At 46.0% G+C, this 11423-nt stretch carries 12 protein-coding genes; 3 read left to right on the plus strand and 9 right to left on the minus strand.

The features are described 5' to 3' along the window. Nucleotides 1-63: 63 nt before the first annotated feature. The 4 genes from QUB35_RS21585 to glyA all read right to left on the minus strand — a co-directional run bounded on the left by QUB35_RS21585 (nt 64) and on the right by glyA (nt 4758). The gene (locus QUB35_RS21585; protein WP_333081027.1) at nt 64-201 is read right to left on the minus strand and encodes a hypothetical protein; all 138 of its coding nucleotides are present in this window, start codon (nt 199-201) and stop codon (nt 64-66) included. A gap of 299 nt (nt 202-500) precedes the next feature. After that, the gene (locus tag QUB35_RS21590) at nt 501-1757 is read right to left on the minus strand and encodes a competence/damage-inducible protein A (protein ID WP_333143790.1); all 1257 of its coding nucleotides are present in this window, start codon (nt 1755-1757) and stop codon (nt 501-503) included. A 207-nt stretch (nt 1758-1964) separates the two neighbouring features. Next, nucleotides 1965-3020, minus strand: a complete 1056-nt coding sequence (locus QUB35_RS21595; RefSeq protein WP_333143791.1) for an MraY family glycosyltransferase — start codon at nt 3018-3020, stop codon at nt 1965-1967. Between the two features lie 454 nt (nt 3021-3474). Further along, nucleotides 3475-4758, minus strand: a complete 1284-nt coding sequence (glyA, locus tag QUB35_RS21600) for a serine hydroxymethyltransferase (RefSeq protein ID WP_333060851.1) — start codon at nt 4756-4758, stop codon at nt 3475-3477. A gap of 168 nt (nt 4759-4926) precedes the next feature. Here glyA and QUB35_RS21605 point away from each other — a divergent pair, with 168 nt between their 5' ends. Both QUB35_RS21605 and QUB35_RS21610 read left to right on the plus strand, forming a co-directional pair. Continuing rightward, complete coding sequence (locus QUB35_RS21605) at nt 4927-5124, plus strand: hypothetical protein (protein WP_006631916.1); 198 nt, start codon at nt 4927-4929, stop codon at nt 5122-5124. 213 nt (nt 5125-5337) lie between these two features. After that, on the plus strand, nt 5338-5811 hold the full coding sequence (locus tag QUB35_RS21610; protein WP_333143792.1) for a Tic20 family protein: 474 nt from the start codon (nt 5338-5340) through the stop codon (nt 5809-5811). 414 nt (nt 5812-6225) lie between these two features. On the opposite strand, the gene QUB35_RS21615 is transcribed toward QUB35_RS21610, so the two are convergent. From QUB35_RS21615 to QUB35_RS21635, 5 genes are all read right to left on the minus strand, one after another. Beyond that, nucleotides 6226-6591 carry a hypothetical protein gene (locus QUB35_RS21615; protein ID WP_333143793.1) on the minus strand — a complete coding sequence of 122 codons (366 nt, stop codon included), beginning with the start codon at nt 6589-6591 and terminating at the stop codon, nt 6226-6228. Then, nucleotides 6566-6919: a DUF433 domain-containing protein gene (locus QUB35_RS21620; RefSeq protein ID WP_333143794.1), complete on the minus strand. Its 354-nt coding sequence runs from the start codon at nt 6917-6919 to the stop codon at nt 6566-6568. The genes QUB35_RS21615 and QUB35_RS21620 overlap by 26 nt, the downstream gene beginning before the upstream one ends. A gap of 122 nt (nt 6920-7041) precedes the next feature. Continuing rightward, nucleotides 7042-7812: a fumarylacetoacetate hydrolase family protein gene (locus QUB35_RS21625; protein ID WP_333143795.1), complete on the minus strand. Its 771-nt coding sequence runs from the start codon at nt 7810-7812 to the stop codon at nt 7042-7044. A 95-nt stretch (nt 7813-7907) separates the two neighbouring features. Next, on the minus strand, nt 7908-8564 hold the full coding sequence (locus QUB35_RS21630; protein WP_333143796.1) for a 5-formyltetrahydrofolate cyclo-ligase: 657 nt from the start codon (nt 8562-8564) through the stop codon (nt 7908-7910). 431 nt (nt 8565-8995) lie between these two features. After that, complete coding sequence (locus QUB35_RS21635) at nt 8996-10471, minus strand: NB-ARC domain-containing protein (RefSeq protein ID WP_333143797.1); 1476 nt, start codon at nt 10469-10471, stop codon at nt 8996-8998. A gap of 132 nt (nt 10472-10603) precedes the next feature. Between QUB35_RS21635 and QUB35_RS21640 the strand changes: the two genes are divergently transcribed. Then, on the plus strand, nt 10604-11368 hold the full coding sequence (locus tag QUB35_RS21640) for a dynamin family protein (RefSeq protein ID WP_333143798.1): 765 nt from the start codon (nt 10604-10606) through the stop codon (nt 11366-11368). Nucleotides 11369-11423 lie beyond the last annotated feature (55 nt).

The raw sequence follows: 11423 nt of genomic DNA on the forward strand, positions 1-11423 counted from the left end.
TTAGAACCCGTCTGCCACCTCAAACCTCAAACCTTAAACCTCAAACTTCTAATGCAGTCCCGACTACCTGCGATTCCTCGGTTGGTTGACAGGAATACGAATCGGTTCGAGTTCCGGTTCAGGATCGGGACTCAGCAGTCCTTCTATCAGCTTGCGAACCCATTCTTTAATTTCTTCCAGCACCTTTTCAATGTCTTCCATTGAACGGATAGCTCCTTTTTTTATAGTCTAGATTGCTAAACCGACGGCTAAATATCTGAAAATAAGCAAGCACGACCTTCAAACCAAAGGTCAAACTTGCTTTCTCGCTTGCTGGATATTTTGAGCAATGGAGAGAGTCAGTATATTGGCCAATCAGTCCTATCTTATTATCATAACGAATCTTTACAGATAATCAAGAGGCAAAAGGAAAATTGCCGAATTATATCGGAGTAGAGAGTGTTAAATAAAACTTAAGCTTACGGTTAACTGTTGACAATTGACCAATCGTAGGATTTTTTCTACGCTTTTGCCAACAATAATTTACGCCGGAGTCGATCGAGCGCCGTACAGCTACTCAGATTCCGAATCCACTCGCGGCCTCTGGCATCCCCAAAGCGGTATTCAAAACTTTCTACGTCACCGTCGGGCCCCACTAAACCGACATAAACCAGTCCGACAGGTTTAGCATCTGTGCCGCCTCCTGGCCCGGCGACGCCTGTAATGCTCAACCCCCAATCGGTATTGAGGCTGGCGCGAACTCCCGCAGCCATTTGTTTTGCCACTTGGTGGCTGACTGCGCCAAATTCGGCTAAATCTTGCGGATTAACACCTAATAATCCTTCCTTAACCCGATTGTCGTAAGAAATAATCCCGCCTAAAAAGTAGCTCGAACTGCCGGGAACACCAGTCAGCATCGCCCCCAATCCTCCTCCGGTGCAGGATTCAGCCACGCTAAGAGTTTGTCCCGCATCGAGCAACAATTGGCCGACAGTGGAAGCGAGGGTATCGCTATCAGCACCGTAACAGTCCGAGCCGGCAATTTGCCGCAATTGTTGTTCGATCGGCTCAATCAAGTTTTTCGCCGCCACGGAGGACTCCGCGCGGGCCGAAATCCGCAGTTTGACTTCGCCGTGATTGGCGTAGGGAGCCACAGTAGGATTAGTTAAATTCAGAAAACTATCTACTTTTTCCGCCAATGCCGACTCAGCAATCCCCCAAAATTTCAATGTGCGGCTGTAAATAGTTTCGCTGCACCAGCCGTTATTTTGCAGGTAAGGAACGGCGGTTTCTTGCCACATCAAGTGCATTTCCGCCGGTACGCCGGGAAATGTCATTACTGTCACGTCAGAAACCGGCTGCCAAATAATGCCCGGTGCAGAACCGCTGCGGTTCGGCAGAATGTCCGCAGTTTCTGGAATTAAAGCTTGTTTGCGATTGCTGGGACTCATGGTGCGTCCCCGCTGGGCATATTTGTATTCGATATCTGCAATAATTTCCGGCTTTTCGATGAGGGGAACCCCAAAAAAATCGGCGATCGTTTCGACTGTGAGGTCGTCTGGTGTGGGGCCCAGGCCTCCGGTGAAAAGCAAAAGCTGCGATCGACTGACGGCGATTTCTAACACTTGTTTGATACGTTCTGGATTGTCCCCCACAACTATTTGATAGTAGTGAGGGATTCCCAGACTCGCTAATTCTTTGGCTAAAAACTGGGCATTGCTATTAAGAATATCGCCTAACAGCAATTCAGTGCCAACACAAATAATTTCAGCAACCATTCAATTTTAGATTTTAGATTTGGGATTTTGGATTGGGGAATTGGGCATTGGGCATTGGGCATGGGGCATTGGGAATTGGGCATTGGGCATTGGGCAGTGGAAATTGGTCATTAGTGATTAGTGATTCTTACTAATAACAACTGTCAACTGACAACTGTCAACTGTCAACTGTCAACTGTCAACTGTCAACTGTCAACTGTCAACTGACTATCGAGCGTGTCTCCAAACTTTCCAGCTAGCATATCCCAGCAAACTTGTTGCACCCATAGCGTAAATTACGCCGCTGGGAAGCGAAAAAGCTAGGGCTAAACTTCCCACCCACAGTGTCAGTGAGTAAATAAATAAAACCGCAAATCGATGGGACAGTCCGGCTTCTAGAAGTCGGTGGTGGAGATGGCGCTTGTCAGCAATAAACGGTGACTTGCCGTTGCGAAGTCGATCGAGAATCACCGCCGACATATCTAAAATCGGTACAGCTAAAATTAAATATGGCAGCAACACAGAAGTAACAGCCGTAGTTTTAACTAACCCAATTACTCCCACTCCAGCGAGAGTAAACCCGATAAAATAAGCCCCGCCATCTCCCATAAAGATTTGAGCCGGATTGAAGTTGTAGCGCAGAAATCCCAAGGCCCCGCCAGCTAAAGCCGCTGCAATCAGGGCCGCCGCCGGTTGGTGCATCGCCAGACTGACAATCAGCATCACAACTGCTGCAATCCCTGAAACTCCGGCAGCTAAACCGTCTAAACCATCAATCCAGTTGATGGCGTTGGCCATGCCGACGAGCCAAATCACGGTAATTGGCAAGCTCAGCCAGCCAATATTAGTAAGTCCCAAGGAGGGAACTGTCAGAAACTCAATTTGTACGCCCGCGTACCAAACGATGCTGGATACGCCAATTTGCATGAGCAAGCGTTTTAATGCCGAGAGCGAAAATAAGTCGTCTGCTAAACCGATGAGGAAGAATCCGATGCCGCCGAGGGTGACTCCCCAAATTTCGTATTCGTCTTTGGGATTGAGAACTTGTCCGTTAGCATCGATGAAGCCTCCTGAGAGCCAGACAAATAAGAGGGCAGTGATAGTGCCGAGAAAGATGGAAACTCCTCCCAAGCGCACCATAGGGCGCTTGTGGACTTTTCGCTCGCCTGGCCGATCGACTCGCCCGCTTTTGAGACCAATTTTTTTGACTATTGGTGTACTCCAGAGGACGACGATCGCAGAAACCAGGAAAGCGAGTATGTGGTACAGATACTGGTACGGCATCTGAAATTAATTTTAAATAGTGCGGGGCAATTAGGCTGTCAGGCAGAGTCTACTACATTTCAGATGGCTTATAACAAGGAAACATCTTGAAGAGCGACTGGGGGTTTGGGAGTCGGAGATTTGCCGCAATGGCAGTTGCCCTGGGGCGAATTGTCAGGTTTTTCATTCATAACTCTCGAATTAACGATTTGAAATATCGACTCTTTCGCGAGCAAAAAAGTCGATATTTGGCGAGCGGGCCCAGTTGAGCGGTATCTTTCGCAACCGACAAATACCGTTAGTCAAACCAGCCCCGCCGGACAAATATCTTTACTAAAAACCGTATTGGCGATCGATATTTTTGGTGAAAACCGCTTGTCAATATCGCTACCGGCAACTCTCAATCTTTTCCTGCTCTTTTACCCTTTTACCCGTACACTTCCAACTACCAATTTCCCATTGCCGATCAGGAAAATTAAGCTAATGCCGGCACTTTCAAGTACAAGTGGGGATATAACGGGAAGCGATCGCACAGTGCTGCTACTCGACGCAGGCAGTCTGCTGCGACGCTTTCATCATCTGGATTTAGCAGGCGATCGGCGATAATATTGCCAATCTCGGTAAATTCTGCTGTTCCCATTCCCCTGGTGGTCATCGCCGGCGAACCGAGTCTCAAACCGCTGGTGACAAAGGGCGATGCCGGATCGAAAGGCACGGTATTTTTATTAGCAGTAATATTCACACCGCTGACTAATTGGTCCGCTTGCTTCCCTGTCATGTTTACCGATCGCAAATCAACTAGCATTAAGTGATTGTCCGTGCCGCCGGAAACGAGTTTTAAACCCCGCTGCTGCAACTGTGCCGCTAAAGCGCGCGCATTTTCAATTACTTGACCGGAATAAGTTTTAAATTCAGGCTTTAATGCTTCGCCGAAAGCTACTGCTTTGCCCGCAATGACGTGTTCTAAGGGCCCACCTTGAGTGCCGGGGAAAACTGCTTTGTCAAACTTTTTACCTAATTCCGGGTCATTGGTCATAATCAAGCCACCACGGGGGCCGCGCAGGGTTTTGTGAGTGGTGGTGGTGACTGCGTGACAGTGGGGGAGGGGGTTGGGGTGGTGCCCTGTGGCGACTAACCCGGCGATGTGGGCGATGTCGGCGAGCAGGTAGGCTCCGATTTCGTCGGCGATCGCTCTAAACTTCTCAAAGTCGATAATTCGCGAATATGCTGAATAGCCACAAATTAGCAATTTCGGTCGGTTTTCTTTGGCCAGTGCCAAAATTTCGTCATAGTCGAGCTGTTCTGTTTCTTGGCTGACGCCGTAGTGAAAAGCTTTGAACCATTTGCCGGATACGTTGACCGGCGAACCGTGGGTCAAGTGTCCGCCGTGGGACAAATCCATGCCCATTATTCCGTCTCCGGGTTCCAGCAAGCTCAGAAATACTGCAAAGTTGGCTTGAGCGCCGGAGTGGGGCTGGACGTTGGCGTGAGCGGCTCCAAATAGCTGTTTGGCGCGATCGATCGCGATTTGCTCGATGCCGTCAATAAATTCGCAGCCGCCGTAGTACCGTTTCGCTGGCAGTCCTTCGGCGTATTTATTGGTCAGCACTGAGCCTTGAGCTGCCATTACGGCTGCGGAGGTAAAGTTTTCGCTGGCGATGAGTTCTAGGTGGTCTCGCTGCCGCTGCAGCTCTTGCCCGATTAAATCGGCAATCAGCGGATCGGTTTTGGAAAGGAATTCTAAGTTAGTGTCCGTCACAATAATCAACCTCTTGACAATTTTGGGATTGGGAATTGGGGATCTTATACCGTACTACGGATTTCGCCCCATTGATATAAATATTACGTTGTGTTCAGGTTAAGCCGTTTGTCCCCAACTCCTGACATACAATGAAATTACTGGTGTGAAACCTGCCGGAGGTATCAAATGTTAGTCATTTTAATGGAAAATCAGATGCTTGCCCCTCAGTGTGTTTGCCAAAGTTGTTTGCTGGCCGATCGCACTGGCCAACCGCGCTGGAGCGGTGGAGAGCTTCGCTGCGGCCATCCAGTTGCTAAACCTACGGAAAATTTGCCCGATCGGTACGAGTGTCAAATGGGCTTCGTCATTGCCAATATTAAATAATCATCGGCCAAATAGGGCATGGGGCCTGGGGCATGGGGCCTGGGGCATGGTGACTATTAATGCGACTCGATCTAAGTTGCCCTGCATCTGGTACTTGAGGCTGCTATCCGCCCACCAATGAGCAAATTCCGGGCGGGTCGGAACTGAGCCTGCTGCGTTATGCTGATTTTAATAGGAATTAATAGTTCACCGATCGACTCAGGAGAGTTCATTATGACTTGGCGCGGGTCTACAACTGTTCCAGACCGGATTTTTGCTTCTTTGCCTTATTTGCTCCCGTTGGTTGACGGGCTTGCCTTTGGCAGGTTTCTGTTTACACAGTTTCCTGTCCTGCAACTGTTGTTGATACCGCTAGCTCCTTTGATGCAAATTTATAGTTTGCCCTTTGCTAGCTTGATTATCTTCTTTGCTCTGTATTTAGGAGTAGTTAGAAACGAAAACATCAGTCACTTCATTCGTTTTAATGCGATGCAGGCGATTCTTTTAGACATTGTTTTGATGCTGTGCGGTCTGGTTTTGCCGATTTTTTCTAACGGCTTACAAGTCGCATTTATTGCGGAAACTCTGTATAACATGGTGTTTTTGGGCGCTTTGGCTGCATTTGTCTATGCCGTCGTGCAGTCACTTTTGGGACGCTATGCAGAGATTCCTCCGCTTTCGGATGCTGTTTATATGCAGGTTCGTTAGTCAGGAAAGCAGTTGGTAGTTGGTAGTTGACAGTTGTTAAGCTGTTCGGCATTTAAAAGAAGATAGTAGGGTGCGGAGCGTACAGAAGTGTGTCCCAAGTCGGCGTAAGTGTTCGCGCCTGACGCACCTTACCTGGATAGTGAATGGTTTAAATGCTCCACAGCTTAGTTGTTATCCCTATGATTGTCAAACTGAGGTGAAATCTCGATAGGGCGTTGACTGTAGCCTCGCCAAATCGTTCATTTTGCCGATCGGGAAAATCATAGGGTTTATACCAAATCCTGGTAACATACCCCCTTTATTTCTCTTCTAGCTTCTACCTTCTACCTTCTGCGGTCAATCCGTTACATCCGTTACATCCGTTACAAAATCCGTTGCCGAACTTCCTTCTACTTATCAATGAGACAAAATTATTCAAACAATCTCTCGCAGATGAACTATTTGATCTTGATATTCATCATTAAAAGATGCCTCAGCAATAAAAATTAATTGCCGAATATTTTGTCCAATACTCAACTTGGAATTGAGGATAAAAATGCCCGGAATATGATGACCTTCAGCCAAATGGTCTGTCAAATGCACGGGCATGGATTTACGATTATTCGTCACCAATATAAAGTTATATTCCTCACACCATTTAATAATTTCTGGATCTAAAGTTCCCCGACTCGGAGCTTCTGGTTCGCCTACACACCAAATTATCAAATTTGGATTGCCTGTAAGGATTTCAGCTTTATAGGTAGGATCTACATTTTCATCCAACAGATAATTGAGACTCATTGATGATTTGTTGGGATTTTTTTTCCGAGCTCAGTTTTTGCAGTCTAACAATACCAAGTGGAGGGTTAAGTTCTTGTGCTTTAAGTTGCTGATGGCTCCACTCCAACCAATCAGCAATGTAGTTACTAACGGCTTCTTTATTGTGCAGATAGTAAAGGATAGTAGCATAAACTTGTTCCAAGTTAAGAGATGGATAAGTTTGAGCAATTTGTTCAGGAGTGCGCGCGCGATGAATGAAATCATATAGAACAGTTTCAATGCCGATTCGCGTCCCTTTGACCCGAATATCATCTGGCCGCTGAAAGTCAAAATAGTCTTCGAGTTGCATGGGCTAACGATCCTATTTCAAAGTTGGTGAAAATTGACGGGCTAATTGATATTATACAGCAGATTCCAAGCCTTCCCCGTAGGGACAAAGGCTTTCGCCGTGTCCTCACAAATAACCCATAACTAATGAGTGACAGTATTTTCAAGACTGCCGATGCCTTCAATTTCGATGCGGACTCGATCGCCTATTTGTAGCGGCCCTACTCCTTGCGGCGTTCCAGTCAGTATCACATCGCCTGGAATTAGGGTCATTACTTGACTGATGTAGGAGACGAGAAAGTCTGGCGAAAATACCATGCGATCGATCTGGGATGACTGTACCGGTCGCTCGCTATCATTGACAAAAGTCTGCAACTGTGCAGCCGGGCTCAGTTCGCGGACAATCCAAGGCCCCAAGGGACAAAAAGTATCGAACCCTTTGGCCCTCGCCCACTGGTTGTCCCGCTTTTGCAAATCTCTAGCTGTTACGTCGTTGGCGATCGTATAGCCCCAAATTTTGCTGTGTGCTTCTTCGGGAGTGCAGTTGCTACAATGTTCGCCAATTACCAGGGCCAATTCTCCCTCGTAGTCTACCCTTTCCGACTGCTGCGGATAACGAATCGCTGCACCTGCAGGGATGACAGCACTCGGAGGCTTGAAAAACAGCAGGGGTTCTTCCGGTACTGGGGTTCCCATCTCGGCGGCGTGATCGACATAATTTTTGCCTACGGCTACAATTTTTGATGGAGAGCACGGGGCGAGAATTTGGTAAGTATCTGGTGAAAGTTCCAAATCGGTTGGTTGTCCTTGTAACCAGGGCGGTGCATCAAATACTTGAACGCTGTGGCTAAGTTGCAGTAAACCGTAATGAATGTGTCCTTGTGTTGTTTTAACTCGAACGTAGCGCTGGGCCATAGTATTTTAGATTTTAGATTTTAGATTCTAGATTCTAGATTCTAGATTAAGAGGATATAGGCATAATTGCGGAAAATTAATTTGTTTATGCCCGTTTAAGATTTTCGCTGTGCAATTTTGCAAGCGCTTTCTGTACAAATGCCGTGCAGCGGTTTGTCCCAGGAGTCAACTGGTAGTTGGGCGAGCAAGGCAAATTCAAAGATAATGCCGATCGTAACTTTTGATTCCCACTCAGCTAAACTGAGCATTCGATCGTAATAGCCACCGCCGTAGCCCAAGCGATAGCCGCGAACATCGCAGCCTACTGCGGGTACGAGCATTAAATCTACTTCTGAATGGTCTATTTTAGGAGCATCCGCCAGTGGTTCGAGTATGCCATAAGCTCCAGTATGTAAAGCATCTCCGGGCTGCCAGATGTGCCAGGATAGCTCTTTGCCGACACAGCGGGGAAATCCCCATTTTTTAGGGGTGGGAATGGCATTTGTGGGACAGGCATCTTGCCTGTCTCCAGAATTGAGCAGGCAAGATGCCTCCTCCACAGAAGATGTAAATAGGGGACTTAAATCTGGTTCTTGGCGACAACTGAAGTAGGCGAGGATTGTGGTTGCTTGGGTAAATAAGAGCGAGTTTTGGAGATGATTGCAGAGGCGATCGCTCTTTTGTCTCCATTCTTGTGCTGATAGGGATTTGCGGGTGTTGAGGAGCGATTTTCTTAATTCTGTTTTAGTTAATGAAGGTTGAGGAGTATTCATATTTGCGATCGAATTTCTCGTTTGACTTCCAGTCCGACAGGGGTTGAAAACCCCTGTCTCATAGCGAAAGTCCTCTAAAAGAGGACTACAATTAATTGCATTTTCATCACACTCTGTAGTCGGTTTTAACCGACTTTAGCTTTGAGGCAGGGTTTCAACCCCGGCCGGACTGCCGGACTGTCGAAAAGTATCAACATTCGGTTTTAGTTAATGAAGGTTCAGCAGTATTCATATTTGCGATCGAATCTCTCGTTTGACTTCCCGTCCGACAGGGGTTGAAAACCCCTGTCTCATAGCGAAAGTCCTCTAAAAGAGGACTACAATTAATTGCATTTCCATCACATTCTGTAGTCGGTTTTAACCGACTTTAGCTTTGAGGCAGGGGTTTCAACCCCTGCCGGACTGTCGGACTGTCGCACTGTCGGAAAGTATCAACAAACTGGATTGGATATTACATATTGTCTCACCACAGGACAAACGCTGAATAGCGTTTCATTCTCCCGTTCTTCTATTTCAACTAACGATCGCCTCCCCAAAGATTGCAGCCCGTTGAATAACTCGGAGGGCGATAAATCGGCATCTTGTAGCAATTGCTCTATTGAAACTGAATTTGCTTCGCGGCTGAGGCGGCAGATTAGTTTTTTTTCTAATTCAGACAAACGATTTATCTGCGGGTGCAAGTTTGCCGCCAATTCTTCCCCTAAGAATAGGATATCATATTTCAAAAATTCTGCAACCCTACCTCGGAATATTTCTTGAATGGTGGTGGCGACTATTTTCAACCACAATGGATTGCCTCGGTAGGTGTTAATTAGGTTTTCCCATGTTTCGGGATTGAGTAAACTTTTTTGTCGGCAAATTTCGGCTGCTGCTGCACCTATGCCTTTGAGTTGCAAGGCGCGAACTGGTGATTTTTCTCCTTTTAAGGCGGTAATTTCTCTGGGTGGTTCCCAACTATTGAGGATTAAACAACTGTTGTGGGTTGTTTCTCCGATTTGTCTGAAGAAGATGCTATAATTTTCGCATTCTGGGCGGTAATTTCCTGCTAATTGTCCGCTGCTGAGAATGGTTTGTACGTCGTCGAAGATGATGAGAAAGCGGTTTTTTCGCAGATATTCCATTAACAGGGAAAGTCGATCGGGGATACTGGTAGGGAGTTCGATTTCGGGTTTATTTAAGAGAAATTCTAGAAGATTTTTTAGGGTACTTTCTAACGGTGGGGAGTGGCGGAGACTTCGCCAGATGACGTATTGAAAGTTATGCTGAATTTTTTGGATGAGGTGGAGGGAAAGTGTGGTTTTGCCGATGCCGCTGAGTCCTGATATTGCTGCGATGTTGCAATTTTCTTGGACGATCGATGTTTCTAGGGTGGCGAGTTCGGATGTGCGATCGCACAATGATGAAATATGAGGCGCGTCTGCTAAGTCTAGTCGGGTTTGGGGTTGGGAGGTGTCTGAGGTGGGGGTTGAGGGCGATCGGGTTTTTAGAATTTCTGGAGATTGACTATCCTTACAGACATTGACATTACCAATAAAAAAATCGTTTCCCGAATTTGATGAAATGATGAATAATTGTCGTCTCTCAAGTGTCGAGTGTAAATTCGATGGAGTAATTTCTTCACCCAATACATTTGATAAACGCTTCCATAATTTTGAAGCTACATTCCTGACGTGACCTTCGCTACAATGGGATACTTCTGCGATTTGAGAGTATTTTTTACCTTCCCATACACCCCCCAGGATAGCTTCTTGCAAATCCTCCAAATGTTCTCCCGTCTTAGCGAAAACCAGGTCATCGGCAAATCTCAAGACTTCTTTAACGTCCATCGGTCGGGTAGTTGTGACGGTTTTGGTTATTTTAGCATATATTTTCTGACATTTTCTGACATATCTGACCAATTCTGACATTTTCTGACAGATACCTCGTCTCAATTGCTGATAAAATTTGACATTTTATTACTCCGATAAATTCATAATTAGAAGATAATTATAAAAAACAAATAACTTCCTGTGGGTTAAACTAGCGAGTAGGAGAATGCTATGAACATTAATTTTCGACGCTATCGCGAACCGAAAGGTATAAGTCAAGAAGCAGTTGCCAGTAGGCTCGGAATCTCCGCCGATCAGGTTAGACATTATGAGCAGTTCCCTGCAAAAGTTCCGATGGGAATGGCAGTGAAATGGCTTCAAATATTAGGTGTTGACATTGCAACTGCCATGTCAGAGGAAATACATCCACTCCCAGGAATTGAACCACGCAGTCCCTACGCTGAACTTTATCGCCGGCTAAATTTACTTAATCAGTATATCGATAAAAATTCTTTTTTTTCTGGGCTGGAATTGCCAACCGATCTACCTAGACCTAACGATCTGCAAGGACAAATTAACCAGTATTACCAAAAACCAAATGTTGTCTTGACAGGAGCATTTGACTCTGGCAAATCCTATCTTGCTAATACTCTTTTAGGCAAAAAAATATTGCCAACAGGCTATCAGCCTGCAACAAGAGTCATTACCATTGTTTGTCATGTGGAAACTCGCCCCGAATGGTTTGATGGAAACGTGGGAATTATTGATGAGAAATTTTGGCAAGATGAAAACGGCAAGCTAAATTTTAACTTCCTATATTTAGAGGATCGGGAACGTTGTCAGAAGCATTTTTTGCAATTCGGCTCCTTTGACCTGCTAGAAAGATATGGCGTACACCAATATGATGACTCTGACGACAGCAATGACGGCGGACATACAGCTATAGTTTATGTAGATGCTCCTTTGTTAAGAGCGTGTAAGCTGTTGTACCTTTAAATAGGGTATAATAAAAAAGGAGTTTAGTCAATCTCTACAAAAATGCCAGCTAAAA

Origin of the sequence: Microcoleus sp. B13-B6, from assembly GCF_036705405.1 — a bacterium.
Classification (GTDB): domain Bacteria; phylum Cyanobacteriota; class Cyanobacteriia; order Cyanobacteriales; family Microcoleaceae; genus Microcoleus.

Coding starts and splice junctions, on each gene's coding strand:
- QUB35_RS21585 (WP_333081027.1), bottom strand. CDS start 201: ATGGAAGACATTGAAAAGGTGCTGGAAGAAATTAAAGAATGGGTTCGC.
- QUB35_RS21590 (WP_333143790.1), bottom strand. CDS start 1,757: ATGGTTGCTGAAATTATTTGTGTTGGCACTGAATTGCTGTTAGGCGAT.
- QUB35_RS21595 (WP_333143791.1), bottom strand. CDS start 3,020: ATGCCGTACCAGTATCTGTACCACATACTCGCTTTCCTGGTTTCTGCG.
- QUB35_RS21605 (WP_006631916.1), top strand. CDS start 4,927: ATGTTAGTCATTTTAATGGAAAATCAGATGCTTGCCCCTCAGTGTGTT.
- QUB35_RS21610 (WP_333143792.1), top strand. CDS start 5,338: ATGACTTGGCGCGGGTCTACAACTGTTCCAGACCGGATTTTTGCTTCT.
- QUB35_RS21615 (WP_333143793.1), bottom strand. CDS start 6,591: ATGAGTCTCAATTATCTGTTGGATGAAAATGTAGATCCTACCTATAAA.
- QUB35_RS21620 (WP_333143794.1), bottom strand. CDS start 6,919: ATGCAACTCGAAGACTATTTTGACTTTCAGCGGCCAGATGATATTCGG.
- QUB35_RS21625 (WP_333143795.1), bottom strand. CDS start 7,812: ATGGCCCAGCGCTACGTTCGAGTTAAAACAACACAAGGACACATTCAT.
- QUB35_RS21630 (WP_333143796.1), bottom strand. CDS start 8,564: ATGAATACTCCTCAACCTTCATTAACTAAAACAGAATTAAGAAAATCG.
- QUB35_RS21635 (WP_333143797.1), bottom strand. CDS start 10,471: ATGTCAGAATTGGTCAGATATGTCAGAAAATGTCAGAAAATATATGCT.
- QUB35_RS21640 (WP_333143798.1), top strand. CDS start 10,604: ATGAACATTAATTTTCGACGCTATCGCGAACCGAAAGGTATAAGTCAA.